General features: G+C 33.6%; 14 protein-coding genes and 1 pseudogene. 12 read left to right on the top strand and 3 right to left on the bottom strand.

The features are described from left to right. Both O3884_RS08400 and O3884_RS08395 read right to left on the bottom strand, forming a co-directional pair. Positions 1-578 (bottom strand): helix-turn-helix domain-containing protein (locus O3884_RS08400; protein ID WP_371452896.1); only part of this gene is annotated, 578 nt, incomplete at its 3' end. A 150-nt stretch (positions 579-728) separates the two neighbouring features. Continuing rightward, complete coding sequence (locus O3884_RS08395) at positions 729-2,210, bottom strand: oligosaccharide flippase family protein (protein ID WP_371452894.1); 1,482 nt, start codon at positions 2,208-2,210, stop codon at positions 729-731. Between the two features lie 165 nt (positions 2,211-2,375). Between O3884_RS08395 and O3884_RS08390 the strand changes: the two genes are divergently transcribed. The 10 genes from O3884_RS08390 to O3884_RS08345 all read left to right on the top strand — a co-directional run bounded on the left by O3884_RS08390 (position 2,376) and on the right by O3884_RS08345 (position 14,045). Further along, a complete protein-coding gene (locus O3884_RS08390; RefSeq protein WP_371452892.1) occupies positions 2,376-3,083 on the top strand; it encodes an IspD/TarI family cytidylyltransferase in 708 nt (235 codons plus the stop codon). A 1-nt stretch (position 3,084) separates the two neighbouring features. Then, positions 3,085-4,107 carry a ribitol-5-phosphate dehydrogenase gene (locus O3884_RS08385; RefSeq protein ID WP_371452890.1) on the top strand — a complete coding sequence of 341 codons (1,023 nt, stop codon included), beginning with the start codon at positions 3,085-3,087 and terminating at the stop codon, positions 4,105-4,107. A 257-nt stretch (positions 4,108-4,364) separates the two neighbouring features. Next, positions 4,365-5,399: an acyltransferase family protein gene (locus O3884_RS08380; RefSeq protein ID WP_371452888.1), complete on the top strand. Its 1,035-nt coding sequence runs from the start codon at positions 4,365-4,367 to the stop codon at positions 5,397-5,399. Between the two features lie 176 nt (positions 5,400-5,575). After that, positions 5,576-6,445 (top strand): choline kinase family protein, encoded by an 870-nt coding sequence (locus O3884_RS08375; RefSeq protein WP_371452886.1) that lies wholly within the window; start codon positions 5,576-5,578, stop codon positions 6,443-6,445. Beyond that, the gene (locus O3884_RS08370; RefSeq protein WP_371452885.1) at positions 6,435-7,313 is read left to right on the top strand and encodes a DMT family transporter; all 879 of its coding nucleotides are present in this window, start codon (positions 6,435-6,437) and stop codon (positions 7,311-7,313) included. Before O3884_RS08375 ends, O3884_RS08370 begins: the two co-directional genes overlap by 11 nt. Before the next feature lie 10 nt (positions 7,314-7,323). Then, entirely contained in the window at positions 7,324-8,019 is a 696-nt protein-coding gene (locus O3884_RS08365; RefSeq protein ID WP_371452883.1) for a sugar phosphate nucleotidyltransferase, read from the top strand. Positions 8,020-8,174: 155 nt separating this feature from the next. Then, positions 8,175-10,145, top strand: a complete 1,971-nt coding sequence (locus O3884_RS08360) for a glucosaminidase domain-containing protein (RefSeq protein ID WP_371452881.1) — start codon at positions 8,175-8,177, stop codon at positions 10,143-10,145. 59 nt (positions 10,146-10,204) lie between these two features. Further along, complete coding sequence (locus tag O3884_RS08355) at positions 10,205-11,206, top strand: glycosyltransferase family 2 protein (protein WP_371452879.1); 1,002 nt, start codon at positions 10,205-10,207, stop codon at positions 11,204-11,206. 139 nt (positions 11,207-11,345) lie between these two features. After that, on the top strand, positions 11,346-13,136 hold the full coding sequence (locus O3884_RS08350) for a hypothetical protein (RefSeq protein WP_371452877.1): 1,791 nt from the start codon (positions 11,346-11,348) through the stop codon (positions 13,134-13,136). A gap of 222 nt (positions 13,137-13,358) precedes the next feature. Then, positions 13,359-14,045: a C39 family peptidase gene (locus O3884_RS08345; protein ID WP_371452875.1), complete on the top strand. Its 687-nt coding sequence runs from the start codon at positions 13,359-13,361 to the stop codon at positions 14,043-14,045. A gap of 121 nt (positions 14,046-14,166) precedes the next feature. On the opposite strand, the gene galE is transcribed toward O3884_RS08345, so the two are convergent. Beyond that, on the bottom strand, positions 14,167-15,189 hold the full coding sequence (gene galE / locus O3884_RS08340) for a UDP-glucose 4-epimerase GalE (protein WP_371452873.1): 1,023 nt from the start codon (positions 15,187-15,189) through the stop codon (positions 14,167-14,169). A 213-nt stretch (positions 15,190-15,402) separates the two neighbouring features. Here galE and O3884_RS08335 point away from each other — a divergent pair, with 213 nt between their 5' ends. Together O3884_RS08335 and O3884_RS08330 are read left to right on the top strand one after the other, a co-directional pair. Further along, entirely contained in the window at positions 15,403-17,151 is a 1,749-nt protein-coding gene (locus tag O3884_RS08335; RefSeq protein WP_371452871.1) for an N-acetylmuramoyl-L-alanine amidase, read from the top strand. Between the two features lie 156 nt (positions 17,152-17,307). Next, positions 17,308-17,732 (top strand): annotated as a pseudogene (locus tag O3884_RS08330) (C39 family peptidase); the annotation flags it as partial.

Raw genomic sequence — 17,732 nt, 5'->3', positions numbered from 1 at the left:
ATAAAATCATGTGTTTTAGCATCTAAGAATACGAAACTCATTCCATTTTTACTATCTTTAGTTGATTTTATTTCATCGAAACACAGGTGTTCTGGTAGGTTTGAATGAGTCTTAACTTCTACAGCTTCTCTACATGATTTCATTACTCTTACTACTGTAGATACTGATACATTACTTAATTCAGCTATATCTTTAAATGATAGTGTCTTAGAAAGATTCTTCATAATGTGAAATATAAGATTTTTAGATATACTGCAGTACTTTTGTACAAATGATGTTTCAGCACAAAACTTAGAATTACATTCTCTACATTTAAAGCGTTGTTTCTTTAATTTAAGGTATGTAGGGCATTCTGACATCTTTAATAAAGCTACTTTTAAAGGATCGCCGAATCCATTTTTAACTATATTATTTCCTTCTTTCATACAACCGCAGTTTGTACAACACTTTGGTTCATATGATAAAGCTCCATGAAATATGAATGAATCTTGACCATCTACATTGATTAAATCAAGTTTATCCTCCATAGTTATATTTTGGTCTTTTATTAATAGTAAATTTGTGATAAAATTATTCATGACAAATATCCTTTCTTAGTTAATTATTTTTCTACACTTTAATTATATTGGATATTTGTCTTTTTGCATATAAAAATTGAAATCCGGGGCTGGAATTTTTCCATGCCCCGGATTTAGTATACAACCAAAAAGAGTTAGAAGAATAAATCTCTAACTCTTTTTAATTTTACTTTTCACCATATTTATCGCATAGTTTATTGTTGAATCTTTTAAGATTGTAAGAACAACTAAATAATAAATTCCACAGATCGCTATGACTGTGCAGACCATAATAAGCATGTTTAATGTAATTTCGTAAGAATTAACATGGAACACGAATTTTGTAATGAAATATATTGGAATAAAACCAAGTGATACTGCAAGATATTTGTATAGTGAAGAAAATACAGCTGATAAGTTTATCAGTTTATGTTTTTTAATGAACTGTATTTCTAGTAATACCACTAAACCTTCTGCAAGTATTGTTGTTCCAATATAGTATTCTGGTTTGAAAATATTACAGAAGTATAATGTTGAATTTAACACTACATTTAATCCACCACCGATAAAGTAAAATGAAGTTAATTTACTTTCGAAGTCATTGATGAATATAATTTGCTTTCCTAGTATCATCTCAATAGCCCAAATAATAGTTCTAATCGCAAATATACTTGTTACTATTCCTGCCTCTAAATATTTATCTGATGAATAAATAACAGTTGCATATGTCCCTAGAATCATTATTCCGATACTAGTTGGTATCATCAGGAAGAAGAATAGGGAAGATCCTTGTCTGATTAAATACTCATATGAATCATGATCTTTTCTTCCTAAGTAATAACCTAATCTAGGAAGGCTGACATTCAGGGCTCCACTAAGCACACCTGCAATAAGCATTACTATGCTTGATGCGATAGTGTAGTAGGATATATAATTTTCATCTGGACTCTTTGTTATAAACATTCTATCAAGCAGTGTATAAAGCATATTAGCATTCGCTAATAATAACATTGTAGTAAGTGCTTTTGTAGATGTTAATAAGTCTTTGATATCAATCTTAACAAATGAAACTTCTCTTTTTATCCATAAGAAACTTAGTAGATAGTTTAGAATAGTAGTTGCACTCATTATGATTGCATACGGTATAATGTCATCTTCTGTTTTAACGAATGCGAAGATTGATACTAACATTGCGATTCGAATAAATAAAGTTTTATAGAGAATAAATGTGTAGTTTTCGTATGCTTCGTTCATCCATTCGATATTTAAAAATTGGAATAAGGCTTGAATTCCAAGTATATAGTATAAGATTTTTAAATTTTCAGTATCATGTGTTCCTACGCTAATAAATATAAAATATAGAGCAGTTATCGCAATTGACGTTACTACTGATATATAGAATAGTTTTGAAAATACGTAGTTAATTTTGTTTTTATCGTCTTTCACTTTACTTATCGATCTAATACCATAGTTATATATTCCGAATGCAGCAAGTGGTATTACAAAACTAGCCCATGTATTTGCTGTATTGAAATAACTGTAGTTAGATTTACTAAGTATTCTAGTTAAGTAAGGATTAGTGATTAATGGGAAAACTATGTTTAGAACGTTAACCATTAAACTTGCTAATGCATTAACTTTTATGCTTTTCATTTAAAGAAAATCCTTTCTAAAATTCTATTTTACATTATATCATATTTTCAATTCATTAGCTTAAAATTATAGGTTTAATAGAAGATTTTTGAAGTTTATTGTTTTTATATGATATAATAAGATAGATAATATATTGAAAAAATAGTATTTAAAAGGAGCGAGAAAATGATATACGCAGGAATATTAGCGGGTGGAACAGGAACTAGAATGGGAATAAGTAATATGCCAAAACAATTCCTAGAATTAGGAAAAAAACCAATTCTTATCCACACAATTGAGAAGTTCTTATTAGAGCCTGAAATCGAAAAAATCGTAGTCGGTGTTCATGAAGATTGGGTATCTCATGCTGAAGACTTAGTAGAACAATATGTTTCAGCGTTTGCTGATAGAATCATTATTACACCTGGTGGTGTTGATAGAAATACAACTATTGAAAACATCATTAATAGAATTAATGAATATAGACCTTTAACTAATGAAGATATTATCGTAACTCACGATTCAGTTCGACCATTTATTACACTTAGAATTGTTAAAGACAACATACGTCTAGCTAAAGAAAGTGATGCAGTAGACACAGTAGTAGAAGCTGTTGATACCATTGTAGAAAGCACTAATGGAGAATATATCTCAAATATTCCAAACAGAGCACACTACTACCAAGGGCAAACACCACAAAGTTTCAAATGTTTAGATTTCCTAAACTTATATAACTCATTAGACAAAGAAGAAAAACAAATACTTACAGATGCATGTAAGATATTCGTTATAAAAGGGAAAAAAGTAGCACTAGCTAAGGGAGAATACTCTAACATCAAAATAACTACAGTAACTGACCTTAAGATAGCTAAGAGTATGCTAGAGGACGAATAATATGATAAATCAAATATATCAATTAATTAAACCGAAATTTATTAATGTAAAATACAACGAAGAGAACATAAATGATGGTGATAAAATCATCATCCGTCCAAACTACATGGCACTGTGTCACGCAGACCAAAGATACTATCAAGGGAAAAGAGATCCTAAGGTATTAGCTAAAAAGCTACCTATGGCATTAATTCACGAATGTGCGGGAATAGTAATCGCAGACCCTACAGGAACATATAAAGTAGGACAAAAGGTAGTAATGATACCGAACCAACCACCAAGACAAAGTGATGAAGAATTCTATGAAAACTACATGCCAGGGACACACTTCTTATCAAGTGGTTTCGATGGATTTATGAGAGAATTCGTAGCTTTACCTAAAGATAGAGTGGTAGCTTATAACGATGTGGAAGATTCTGTTGCGGCTATTACAGAGTTCATAAGTGTAGGTATGCACGCAATGGATAGATTCTTAAAAACTTCACATAGTAAAAAAGATAGAATAGCGATAATCGGTGATGGTAGTCTTGCTTATGTAATGGCGAATATAATAAACTACACTCTTCCTGAGTGTGAGATAATCGTAATAGGTCGCCACTGGGAGAAACTAGAACTATTCAGTTTCGCAAAAGAAAGATACATCACAGATGATATTCCTGAAGACTTAACTTTTGATCATGGTGTAGAATGTTGTGGAGGCGATGGTAGTGGATACGCGATAAATGACTTAATCAAGTACATCAAACCACAAGGTAGTCTAGTACTTATGGGAGTTAGTGAATATAAGGTAAATATTAACACACGTGATATCTTAGAAAAAGGGCTAACTCTAATAGGTTCATCACGTTCAGGTAGAGTCGACTTTGAAAAAGCTATTGAGATGCTGAGTAACAAGAAATTCGAAAGAAGATTCAAGAATATTATTGAACTTGAACAACCCGTGAGAAATATTAAAGACATTCATAGGGTGTTCGCAACGGACTTAAATACAGCCTTTAAGACAGTGTTTAAGTGGGATATATAATTAAGAGAATTTCTGTTGTCAATTAACTAAAGTAATAGAATAAAATTAATAGGGTGATTCATGAAAATCTATCAAGAAGGTTTTCTGAATCATCTTTTTATGTTGTAATATTAAAAATAGTAATATTATTTCTATGAATTTTTATATTTTATGTTATAATGCTAAGTGATGAAGAATTAAAAAATATTTATGTGTGTTTTTAAAGAAAATAATTTTTAATTCAAAGGATATTTTTAGATGCTAAAAAGGAGGACAGAGTGGACATTTTTATATTATTACTAATTTCATTATTTGTTTATCTTATACCGAAAACAGATGTTGATTATTTAAGTAATAAATCGACTAAATCACTAAAGGGACTCTTAGCTTTACTAATAATTTTTCACCATATTTCTCAAAAAGTTACAACTGGTGAAAATTTTTCGAATTTTGAATATATGGGACGATATATAGTAGCATTGTTTTTCTTCCTATCTGGTTATGGATTATATTTCCAGTATAGTAACAACGTGAATTATATGAAAAATTTCTTAAGAAAAAGATTGGTTAGAATATTTATACCGTTTTATGTTTTTATAGTTATTTATGTCATTTATAGAGCGATATTAGGGGAAGTTATTAATATGGACTTTTTCCTATCATTCTGGAAAGATCACAGCAATATAATTTATAATGGTTGGTTTATTAATAGTATAATAGTTTTATATGTTATTTTCTATATTTCTTTTGTGAGGAATAATTCAAAAACTTCTTTTTATACGCTAATAGTTTTAACGTTATTTTATATTTTTTGGAAGGCGTATCAAGATCATGGAGATTGGGAATATGTTAGTATAATGGCATTTTTACTAGGTATTTTTTGGATGAAAAATAGGGTTTCTATAGATAAAATTATAGAGAAAAATTATTTTATTTCTCTCGTTTTATTCAGTGTGTTGATGTACATATTTCGCCATTATGAAGTTATTATGGAAAATATTGGGATTACAAATAAATATGTTTATTATGGAATAGTTGGAAATATTTGTACAATGGTTTTTGTAGTTTATTTTTTATTGCTGACAAATAAACTCAACTTTTCAAATAAATATCTGGATTTTTTAGGAGATATATCATTTGAAATATATATGATCCATGGCTTAGTTATGCATTATTTTGGTAAGTTTTTTGTGTCATCAAATGTAAATGATGTACTTTATACTATTGTTGTTTTTTTTGTTAGTATTGTTTCTGCATATTACATAAAAAAATTAATAATAATTATTGAAAAGAATATTATGAAAGCTGTTTAATATATTTTAGAAATAGGATTAGGGAGTGACTCAACAAAATTGATTTTCCAAAAATCATAATTTTGAGTCATTCTCTTTTTTATTATCAATGAAAAATTATAGTAAAAATACTATGAGTTATCTCATTTTATGTTATAATGGTAAGTAATATTGTAATGTAGAAAAGAGGCTTTACATTGAAACAACTAATAAAAAGTAAAATAGAAAAACTACTTACTGAATCTGAGGAAGTAGTAAAAGTAGAACAACTAGGTGGTATGACAAATAGTAATTATCTAGTTGAGACTACGAGTAACAAGTATATAGTTAAGTTCTTTGGTAAAGGAACTGATAAGCTAATCAATAGGATTGCGGAGAAGAATAATCTTGCGAATCTTGCTGATTTAGGTTTAGATGTGAAAAACTATATCTTTGATATTGAATCTGGAATAAAAGTAAATGAATATATTGAAAATGCAATGACTTTTGATGCACATTATCTAAAAGCAAAGAAAGAAGAAGTTGCGAATATACTAAAAAAAGTACATAGCTCTGGGAAGGTTCTTGAAGGTGAGTTTAGAGTCTTTGACGAGATTAAAAAATATGAGAGTCTGATTGAAGGGAATATCAATTATCCTTATTATGAGAAGATAAGGGAGAAGGTATTTTCTCTACAAAATCATCTAGAAGAGATTGGTGTTGATAGAAAATCTTGCCATATCGATCTTGTACCGGAGAATTTCATCGAAGATGAGACTGGTCGTGTTTACCTTATTGACTGGGAATATTCTGCGATGAATGATCCGATGTGGGATTTAGCGGCGCTTTTCTTAGAGTCTAACTTCAGAAAGGCTGAAGAAGGAGAATTCTTCAAAGCGTACTTCAGTGAAGATACTCCAGTTAGCGTAGCTAAGATTATGATTTATAAAATTTTACAGGACTTCCTGTGGAGTTTGTGGACGATTTATAAAGAAGAACAAGGTGCGGACTTTGGATCTTATGGAAAAGACAGATATTTAAGAGCGGTTAAGAATTTGAAGGAGTATGTAGAAAGTTATGAAAAATAAAATAGGTGTATCGGCTGGACTTTTATCTGGTATGTTTTGGGGACTGGGACTTGCGATAAGTGCGTATATATTTTCACTTTATAATGTTTCGCCTTTTGCGGTAGCGGTAATCCATGATTTTATTAGTATTTTTGTTTTATTGGCGATTATTTTAGTTAAGTATAAAACAATTAATTTCAAGATATTTACGAATATAAAAAGTGTTAGTGTTATTGTAGGTGCGCTACTTGCGGGTCCTATCGGAATGCAGTGTAATCTATATGCGGTGAAGTATATAGGAAGTGGATTGACATCTTCGATTACAGCGATTTATCCTGCTGTATCGGTGATACTAGCTGTTATATTTTTAAAAAATAAAGTTTCATCAAAAACTATTTTAGGAATTGCACTTATTATTGTTGGTATTTTCATTCAAAGTTATAAGAGTGAACAGGTTGAATCATTTTACCTTGGGTTTATGTTCGCATTAATCTGTGCAGTTGCTTGGGGTAGTGAGAGTGTTCTTAGTTCATATGCAATGAAAAATAATCTTAATGAGTTAGAGACTTTATTAATTCGTCAGGTGACATCATTTTTAGCGTATTTAGTAATAATCTCATTCAACGGTTTAGGAATTGAGACTAGTCTTGACGTTAAATTCGGTGGGCTTATTATTTTCTTCGTAGTTAGTAATATGGTATCTTACATTCTATACTATATGGCTATTAATAGATTAGAACCAGCGAAGGCTACAGGACTTAATGTCAGTTATGTTGTTTGGACAATATTATTCTCAATGATTTTTGTCGCGTTAGAAGTGAATTTACAATTAGTAGTTACATCTATTATTATCATATTAGGTGTTTATGTTATTGTTAGAGAGGAGTAACAAATAGATAATGAAGGCAATTATATTGGCTGCAGGTTTAGGAACGCGTCTTAGACCGATGACAGACAATACTCCAAAGGCTTTGATAAAGGTTAAAGATAAGCCACTTGTGGAGTATCAAATAGAATTTTTAAAAGAAAAAGGAATAGATGAAATAACCGTCGTTGTTGGATACTTACATGAACAATTTGATTATTTAAAAGAAAAGTATAATGTGGAACTAGTATTCAATGATAAATACGCTGAGTATAACAACTTCTACTCATTATACTTAGTTAAGGAAAAACTAGCAGATAGTTATGTAATCGATGCTGATAACTATTTATTTAAAAATATGTTTAGAGTTGATATCGATCGTTCAACATATTTCAGCGTTTATCGTGAAGATTGCGAGAATGAGTGGTTCTTAATTTATGGTGATGATTATAAGGTTCAAGATATTATCGTAGACAGTAAAGCAGGAAGAATCCTTAGTGGTGTATCTTTCTGGGATAAGGAAACTGCAGAGAAAATCGTAAGTTTTATCGATAAGACTTATGAAAGTAATGAGTTCATGAACTTGTACTGGGATAATATGGTTAAAGATAATATCGAGAAATTAGATGTTTATGTAGAAGAATTAGAACCTAATAGCATCTATGAAATCGATAGTGTAAAAGACTATAACAAATTAGAAGAAATACTGAAAGAAGAATGTGAGAGATAATCTCCATTCTTTTTTATTATTCTAATTAAGTAATAATATTTCTTGCTTATTTGTAATATAGATGTAATAAAAAATAATCTAATTGTAACCCTAAAAATGGCTTAACTATGGTATAATTATCAATGCATAACAATGAGTAAAGAGGACTATAAAAAATGGGAAGAAATAAACTGAAATTAGGATTAGGAGTATTAACAGTATTAGCTACACCAATAGCTGTGAATGCAGTATCTAGTAGTGATGCGTTAGCAGCACAAGGCTGGGTTAAAACTGGAAATGCTTGGTACTTCTACAATCAAAATGGAACATTAGCAAGAAGCGCTTGGGCAGGAAACTACTGGTTAGGAGCCGATGGAAGAATGGTGACTAATGCTTGGGTAGATGGTGGACGTTACTATGTTGGAAGTAACGGTCTTTGGGTAAAAGGTGCTCAAAAACCTGCTGCAGCTAAACCAGAAGTTAAGAAACAAGGTTGGGTTCAAAACGGTTCAGCATGGAACTACTATTACCAAGGAAATATTGTTAGAAATGCTTGGATAGGTAGCTACTGGTTAGGAGCCGATGGAAGAATGGCGACAAACTCATGGGTAGATGGTGGACGTTACTACGTAGGAGCCAATGGAGTTTGGGATAAAACTGTTAAAAAACAAGAAACGCCAAAACCAGAAGTTAAAAAGAACGGCTGGGTAAAAGAAGGGAACACTTGGTATTACTTCGACAATGGAACATTAGCTCGTAATAAATGGATCAGTAGTACTTACTGGGTTGGAGCTGATGGTAAAATGGCGAAAAGCTCATGGGTAGATAATGGACGTTACTACGTTGGTACTAACGGAGCGTGGGTGAAAGACGCTAAGAAACCGGAAGCGGCTAAACCTGTGGAGAAAAAACAAGGATGGGTAAAAGAAGGAAACGCATGGTACTTCTATTACCAAGGTCAAATTACTAAAAATGCATGGGTAGGAAGCTACTGGCTAGGTGCAGATGGAAAGATGGTGAAAAGCTCATGGGTAGATAACGGTCGTTACTACGTAGGTGCTAATGGTCTATGGGATAAATCTGCTAAGAAGCCAGAAGTAAAAACAGCAGTTAAAAAGAACGGCTGGGTAAAAGAAGGAAACACATGGTATTACTATGAAAATGGAACATTAGCACGTAATAAATGGGCAGGACACTACTGGTTAGGAGCTGATGGAAAAATGGCTACTAATGCATGGGTAGATAATAGACGTTATTATGTAGACGGTTCTGGAGCATGGGTTAAAAATGCAGGACATGGTATAAACTATTCAAGTTATTACAAAGTAAAATCATTATATATTCCTGTATATGATGCAAACGGTCGTATCTTATCTCATGTTTCTAAAGATACAGTATTATTTAGAGATAACAGATCAACTGCGAATGGCCGAATCCCTGTTCAAGTAGCGGGACTTACAGGTTATGTTAATGCTAGTCAAGTAACTGCAATTGACTCTAATGATACATTCATTCCGGATTACGTAAGTGATGGAAGATATGTTTATCACAGATATTCTCCATATACTAAAGTGATGGTTGCTTATCACAATGCAAATATGCAAGTTGGTAAATCATATTATTCAGCAGATGGTATTAACTTCGGAACATTCAAATTAGATCACCCATTCCAATTTTCTAATTTAAAATCTAGAACGAATTACACTGCGGCTGATATTAATAGACTATACAGCCTAATGGGAGCTAATGACAGTAAATTAGCTGGTAAAGGAGCTACATTTAAAGCTGCCGAACAAAGATACGGAGTTAATGCTTTATACTTAGTAGCGCACAGTGCTTTAGAAAGTGCTTGGGGAAGAAGTAAAATCGCTAAAGATAAAAATAATTTCTTTGGAATTTCTGCATATGATGACACTCCATATACTTCTGCGACTAAATTTGATGATGTAGATAGTGGTATTATGGGAGCTGCACGTTGGATTAATTCTAAGTATCTACACAATTCGGGATATCCAGCTAACGGAGCATACTTAGGAAACAAAGCAGGCGGTATGAATGTTAACTACGCGACTGCACCATATTGGGGTGAATCTATCGCAAGTATAATGTTCAGCGCTAATGAAAAATTAGGAAGAAAAGACAGATAAAAAGGGACGAGCTAGGTTAGTATTTTAATCTAGCTTCCTTTTTGATAAAGGAGATAACTATGTTAGTTTCGGTTGTAATCGGACTTTTAAATGAGGAAAAGTTTTTACCAAGATTAATAGAAGATTTTAAGAATCAGACATATGATCACAGCAAGATAGAATTAATATTTATAGATGGAATGTCAAAAGATAAAAGTTGGGAAATATTAGAAGGTTTCAAAGCTAGTAATCATGATTTTTATGATGTAGTATTATTAAAAAATCCTAAGGTAATATTGTCAGCTGGTATGAATGTAGGTATAAAGGCTGCAAGAGGAGAATGTATTCTTAAAGTAGATTGCCACTCACATATTACCGAGAACTTTATTGAGAATAATGTTAAAGTTATTGAGAATGGAGAATATGTTTGCGGAGGACCACGCCCAAATATTATCGAAAATGAAGATAATCTAAGTAAGACATTATTGTTGGTCGAGGAGAATATGTTTGGTAGTGGTATAGCGAATTATCGTAAACAGACTTCTAAACAATATGTAAGTTCAGTTTTCCAAGGGATGTATAAAAAGGAAATATTTGATAAGATTGGCTTACTGGATGAAAAAGTGGGACGTGTAGAGGATAATGAACTGCATTATCGAATTAGAAAAAATGGCTATAAGATTCGTTATAGCAACGATATATTGTCATATCAATATACTAGACCGACAGTAAATAGAATGTTAAAACAAAAATATTCGAATGGTTATTGGATTGGTAAAGTGAGTCATGTTTATCCTAAGGCCTTTTCTATCTTCCACTTCGTTCCTTTTGTATTTGTTTTGGGAATAATCTTTAGTTTATTGATGTTGCCTTTGACGAAGTTATTTGCCGTGCTTCTTGTGATAGCTTATGGTTTATTCACAATTCTCGTTACTTTGATGACTATTATTAATAATAAGTTCAACGCAACGATGTTGTTGATTCCAATCTTACTATTCCTAGTGCATTTCAGTTATGGATTAGGAACTTTAGTTGGATTAGTTAAAGGTTTTAGTTGGAAGAAAGAATATTATAAAGAATAAAATATGAAATCATGAAGACAGGCTAATCTTAGCCTGTCTATATTTGTAACTAACTTGTAATATCAAAAGGGATAGCTTAATGATATAATAGAAAATGCATGAATGTATTATAATATGAGCAAGGAGTAGGAAATCTATTATGAGAAAAAATAAATGGAAATTAGGATTAGGAGTACTGACGGTATTAGCTACACCGATTGCAGTGAACACAGTAGCTGGTACTGAAGCACATGCAGCTCAAGGTTGGGTGCAAAGTGGTTCTTCATGGTACTTCTATAATAATCAAGGTAATGCAGTAAGAAATGCCTGGCAAGGAAATTATTGGTTAGGTGCAGATGGGAAAATGGCGACAAATGCGTGGGTAGACGGAGGCCGCTACTACGTAGGAAGCAATGGGCTTTGGGTAAAAGGTGCTCAAAAACCTGCTGAAGTTAAGAAACAAGGTTGGGTTCAAAATGGTTCTGCATGGAACTATTATTACCAAGGGAATATCGTTAGAAACGCTTGGATAGGAAGCTACTGGCTAGGTTCTGATGGTAGAATGGCGACAAATACATGGGTAGACGGAGGACGTTACTATGTAGGTGCTAATGGTGTTTGGGATAAAAACGCTAAGAAACAAGAAGCTCCAAAACCAGCTGAGAAGAAAAATGGTTGGGTAAAAGAAGGAAGCACTTGGTATTACTATAACCAAGGAATCATGGTTAGAAATGCTTGGCAAGGAAACTACTGGTTAGGTTCTGATGGTAAGATGGCGACGAACTCATGGGTAGATAATGGTCGTTATTACGTTGGTGCAGATGGTTCTTGGGATAAAAATGCTAAGAAACAAGAAGAGAAAAAACAAGGTTGGGTAAAAGACGGTAACTCATGGTACTATTACCATCAAGGTCAAATGGTTAAAAACGCTTGGCTTGGAAGTTACTGGCTAGGATCTGACGGTAAAATGGCGATAAGTTCATGGGTAGATAACGATCGTTATTACGTAGGTGCCAATGGAGTTTGGGAAAAAGATAAGAAAAAAGAAGATAAAAAACCAGAAGAGAAAAAACGTGGTTGGAAAAAAGAAAACAACGTTTGGTATTACTACAATGAAGATGGAACACTAGCTCGTAATAAATGGGCAGGAAACTATTGGTTAGGTGCGGATGGTAAGCTGGTTACTAACGCATGGGTAGATAATGGCCGTTACTATGTAGGAGCTAATGGAGCTTGGGATAAAGATAAGAAAAAAGAAGATCCAGTTCCAACAGGGAAACACACTGGTTGGGTTAAGAGTGGAAGCACTTGGTACTACTTCAATGCACAAGGTCAAATGGTTAAAAATGCTTGGGCAGGAAACTATTGGCTAGAAGCTGACGGTAAAATGGCTACAAATAAATGGGTAGATAACAACCGTTACTTCGTAGGAAGCAATGGAGCTTGGGTTCAAAATCCAGCTAACAACACTAACCTAAATAGAGTTCTTGATATTGCTCGTAAATATATGGGTGTTGAAACAGGAACAAGAGAGCACAAGAAAATCGTTGATGCTTATAACTCAGTAGATCCAAAACCAGTAGGATATACTGCGACGTATGATGATGACTGGTGTGATATTTTCGTTACAACAGTATTCCAACAAGCAGGTCTAAGTGACCTTATCGGTAGAGAATGTGGTGTTCAACGTCACATCGGTATCATGGAGAAAAAAGGTATCTGGAAAGGAAAAACTCAACCTAAAGTAGGAGACATCGTTACATTTGACTGGGACGGTGGAGGTTGGGCAGACCATATCGGTATCGTTGAATCAGTAAATAACGGTGTAATCACTACTATCGAAGGTAACTCAATTGCATATGCAGGAAGTGGTGAAAATCCTTCAGTTAAAAGAAAAACTTATAACTGGAATTCTAGCTACATTAAAGGTTATGCAAGACCAGCGTATTAAGATATAGTAAATTTACTCTGAATATCTAAATAAGAATTGGTAAAGAGATAATATTTAAAATATCTTAGATAGATTTTCGAATATATTAAATTTATGAGAGGTGACTCGAACAAAATTAATTTCTATGAAATTATAATTTTGAGTTCCTCTCATTTGTTTTTATTAATTAAAAATAGTATAATTTAAAGTAAAATTATTAGAAAAAATGGAGGTGACAGGTTTATGAAAAAAGGTATTAGTTTTGTTCTTGTAGGTAGCTTATTGTTAACTGGAACAGGACATGTTAAGGCTGATTGGATAAAAGATCAGCAAGGAAAATGGGAATATTTCTCTAATGAAGACAGTATAAGTCATCTTTACGATGAAAAATCTAAAGATTTCGTAAAACCTGTAAAACTTCCACAATATTATCAGGCGGATGCGAGATGGAGTTCTAAGAGATACGGAATCTCTAATATGAAGACTACAGGTTGTGTGCCTACATCACTATCAATGATTATTTCGGGTCTTAAGGAGAATGTTACACCTGTTCAAGTCGCGGACTATATTTATGATACATCTATGGAGATGAATACTCTGTTCACAGGAACTTCTAGCCTTGGGGCTGTTGCGGCTATTGAACACTGGGGCTGTAACTACCGTGTTGTTAATTCTAAAGATGATCTAAAAGCAGCATTACAAAATGGAAATATTGTCTATGGTGCTGTAGGTCATGGAATTTTTGTAAAAGGATATAGCACGCACGCGATAGTCCTAAGTGGTTACCAAAATGGTAAGACGCATGCGATAGATCCAGATAATCCAGAAAGGACAAATAAATGGTACAACGTTGATGATATCTGGGATCAACGTAGTATGGAACTAGAGGACAATTCTGCGGGTGGTCCATTTATGGTAGTATATAAATAAAAGCAAGTTTGTGAAGAAATTCACAGCCTTGCTTTTTTTGATTTTGGCTATTTAATTATAATAAATTCGGAGTTAGATTTTTTCTAACTCCGAGTGTTTTTATAATATTTATTAATAGGCTTTAGTCAGCGAATCCGTTTGGATGTTTACTTTGCCATCTCCATGAGTCTTCACACATACGTTTTACATCGTACTGAGCTTCCCAACCAAGTTCTTCTTTAGCTTTTGAAGCGTCTGCGTAACATGCAGCGATATCTCCTGCACGGCGTGGTGCGATAACGTAAGGTAAGTCGCGACCAACAGCAGCAGAAGCACTCTTAATAATATCTAATACAGAGTATCCTACTCCTGTTCCTAGGTTGTATTTAGTTAGTCCGCTACCTTTTTCTAATTTTTTAAGGGCAGCTACGTGACCACGAGCTAAGTCTACTACGTGGATGTAGTCACGAACACCAGTACCATCATGTGTATCGAAGTCATCACCGAAGACATTAACTTTCTCTAATTTACCAACTGCTACTTGCATTACGTATGGAAGTAGGTTGTTTGGAATTCCTGTTGGATCTTCTCCGATATCTCCACATTCGTGTGCTCCGATTGGGTTGAAGTAACGAAGTAATACAACATTCCATTCATTATCAGCTGAATAAACATCTCCTAAAATTTCTTCTAAGATTAGTTTAGTGCGTCCATATGGATTAGTTACAGATAATGGGAAATCTTCTTTAATTGGTAATGCATGAGGATCTCCGTATACTGTAGCTGAAGAACTGAAGATAATGTTCTTACAGTTGTGTTTTTCCATAACACGGCATAGTGTTGTAGTTCCTGCTACGTTGTTATCGTAGTATTTTAAAGGTAATTGGCAAGATTCACCAACAGCTTTTAATCCAGCAAAGTGAATAACACCATAGATGTTACCTTCTTTTTCAAAGATTTCGTCTAATTTTGCTTCATCACGAATATCAGCTTCATAGAATGTTACTTTTTTTCCTGTAACTCTTTCTACTACTTCTAAACTTTTTTTGTTTGCATTATATAAGTTGTCCACGACAACTACTTCATTTCCATTGTTTAATAATTCTATACAAGTGTGAGACCCGATAAATCCAGCTCCACCAGTTACTAGTATTTTTTCAGTCATAGTGTAATCTTCTCGTAAAATACGAGTCCTTCCTATAATTTTATATATTCATTTTATCGGAAGAAAGGTAGGGTGTCAATAAATATGTGGCTAATATTAAGATTATGTTACAACTGTGGTATTTCTTTGAAAAAATATTAAACTTATAATAAAATAGTAAGATATGTATTTATGTAAATCGAATTATTTTAGAAGAAATTAAGAGGAACTATTATGAAAGTAAATAAATTAAAATTAGGATTGGGAGTGCTAACGGTATTAGCTACACCAATCGCAGTGAACACAGTAGCTAGCAGTGATGCATTAGCTGCTCAAGGCTGGGTTAAGACTGGAAATGCGTGGTACTTCTATAATCAAAATGGAGTATTGGCTAGAAACGCTTGGGCAGGAAACTACTGGCTAGGTGCAGATGGAAAAATGGTAACTAACGCTTGGGTAGATAATGGGCGTTATTACGTTGATGCAAATGGAGCATGGGTAAAAGGTGCTCAAAAACCAGCAGAGCCAAAATCAGCTGTAGCACAAAAACAAGGTTGGGTTCAAAGTGGAGGAGCATGGTACTTCTACCACCAAGGTCAAATCGTTAGAAATGCATGGGTAGGAAGCTACTGGCTTGGAGCCGATGGAAAAATGGCAACAAGCTCATGGGTAGATAACGGACGTTACTATGTTGGAGCTAACGGAGTTTGGGATAAAAATGCTAAAAAACAAGAAGCAGTAAAACCTGTAGCACCAAAACCAGCTGAAGTGAAAAAACAAGGTTGGGTGAAAGAAGGAAGTACTTGGTATTACTTCGAAAATGGAGTGCTTGCTCGTAATAAATGGATCAGCAGTACGTACTGGGTAGGAGCCGATGGAAAAATGGCAACAAGCTCATGGGTAGATAACGGACGTTACTACGTAGGAGCAAATGGAGTTTGGGATAAAAACGCTAAGAAACAAGAAGCGCCAAAACCTGTAGAGAAAAAACAAGGTTGGGTGAAAGAAGGAAATACTTGGTATTACTACGAAAATGGAATATTAGCTCGTAACAAATGGATTGGTAGCACATACTGGGTTGGAGCTGATGGGAAAATGGCGACGGATGCATGGGTAGATAACGGACGTTACTACGTAGGTACAAACGGAACATGGGTAAAAGATGCTAAGAAGCCAGAAGCGTCAAAACCAGTTGAGAAGAAACAAGGTTGGAAAAAAGAAAACAATGTTTGGTACTATTACAATGAAGATGGAACACTTGCTCGTAATAAATGGGCAGGAAACTACTGGTTAGGTTCAGATGGCAAGATGGCAACTAATGCATGGGTAGACAATGGACGTTATTATGTTGACGCTAATGGAGCGTGGGTGAAAGATGCATTTAAAGATAAAAATACAAAACGTTCTATTTTCCTAGATCCAGGACATGGTGGAAGCGACCCAGGTGCAATAAGTGGTGGAGTAAGAGAAAAAGACTTAACTCTTAGCGTATATAATAAAGTAAGTAGCAAACTTGCATCTTTAGGATATACAGTGTTAACAAGTAGAAATGTTGATAAAGATGTAGACTTAGTAGATCGTGCAGATCAAGCTAATAAAGCTAATGCAGATATGTTATTAAGTATCCACTTTAATGCTGGTGGACGCGGTGTTGCACGTGGTATCGAAACGTACTATTACCAATCTCAAGCTGATAGGGTACCTAAGATAAACAAAGAAAATCACAACAATGCTGAGAGATTAGAAAGAAGTAGAAAACTAGCTAATAAAGTACAACAAAATCTACTGTATCAAACTGGTGCAAATGATAGAGGAGTTAAGCGTGCTTCATTCACAGTTCTTCGTGAAACTTCTATTCCATCAATTCTAGTTGAATTAGGATTTATAGATAATCCAGAAGAACGTAATAAAATCAAAACAAATGAATATCAAGAACGTTTAGCAAATGGTATTGTTGATGGAATTGTAGAATATTATAAATAGGAAATTTAGTAAAGAAGTTGTCTATAAATTGACGACTTCTTTATTTTTAAAATCATAAGAAATATAACCTATAATTTCTTGAAATAAAGTATTAATTATTGTAAAATGAATATTGAAATTTAAATTAAGAGTGAAATTTCTTGAGGTGAAAATATTATGACAAAAAATAGATTAAAATTAGGATTAGGAGTATTAACAGTATTGGCAACACCAATCGCTGTAAACACTGTAGCTAGTAGTGATGCTCTAGCGGCTCAAGGATGGGTTAAGACTGGAACTTCATGGTACTTCTATAACCAAAATGGAACATTAGCAAGAAACGCATGGTCAGGAAATTACTGGTTAGGTGCAGATGGAAAAATGGTAACTAACGCATGGGTAGATAATGGACGTTACTACGTAGGAGCAGATGGAGCGTGGGTGAAAGGTGCTCAAAAACCTGCAACACCGAAACCAGCTGTAGTACAAAAACAAGGTTGGGTTCAAAGTGGCGGAGCATGGTACTTCTACCACCAAGGTCAAATCGTTAGAAACGCATGGGTAGGAAGCTACTGGCTTGGAGCCGATGGGAAAATGGCAAC

Source organism: Gemella sp. 20925_1_85 (assembly GCF_041433735.1).
GTDB lineage: Bacteria > Bacillota > Bacilli > Staphylococcales > Gemellaceae > Gemella.
Note: the sequence above shows the minus strand (reverse complement) of the source record. Positions and strands in the feature narration are given on the sequence as shown.

What these genes read in the sequence shown, in the direction of transcription:
- O3884_RS08345 (WP_371452875.1), top strand. Translation starts at nt 13,359, where the DNA reads ATGAAAAAAGGTATTAGTTTTGTTCTTGTAGGTAGCTTATTGTTAACT.
- O3884_RS08385 (WP_371452890.1), top strand. Translation starts at nt 3,085, where the DNA reads ATGATAAATCAAATATATCAATTAATTAAACCGAAATTTATTAATGTA.
- O3884_RS08360 (WP_371452881.1), top strand. Translation starts at nt 8,175, where the DNA reads ATGGGAAGAAATAAACTGAAATTAGGATTAGGAGTATTAACAGTATTA.
- galE (WP_371452873.1), bottom strand. Translation starts at nt 15,189, where the DNA reads ATGACTGAAAAAATACTAGTAACTGGTGGAGCTGGATTTATCGGGTCT.
- O3884_RS08395 (WP_371452894.1), bottom strand. Translation starts at nt 2,210, where the DNA reads ATGAAAAGCATAAAAGTTAATGCATTAGCAAGTTTAATGGTTAACGTT.
- O3884_RS08335 (WP_371452871.1), top strand. Translation starts at nt 15,403, where the DNA reads ATGAAAGTAAATAAATTAAAATTAGGATTGGGAGTGCTAACGGTATTA.
- O3884_RS08390 (WP_371452892.1), top strand. Translation starts at nt 2,376, where the DNA reads ATGATATACGCAGGAATATTAGCGGGTGGAACAGGAACTAGAATGGGA.
- O3884_RS08350 (WP_371452877.1), top strand. Translation starts at nt 11,346, where the DNA reads ATGAGAAAAAATAAATGGAAATTAGGATTAGGAGTACTGACGGTATTA.
- O3884_RS08355 (WP_371452879.1), top strand. Translation starts at nt 10,205, where the DNA reads ATGTTAGTTTCGGTTGTAATCGGACTTTTAAATGAGGAAAAGTTTTTA.
- O3884_RS08365 (WP_371452883.1), top strand. Translation starts at nt 7,324, where the DNA reads ATGAAGGCAATTATATTGGCTGCAGGTTTAGGAACGCGTCTTAGACCG.
- O3884_RS08370 (WP_371452885.1), top strand. Translation starts at nt 6,435, where the DNA reads ATGAAAAATAAAATAGGTGTATCGGCTGGACTTTTATCTGGTATGTTT.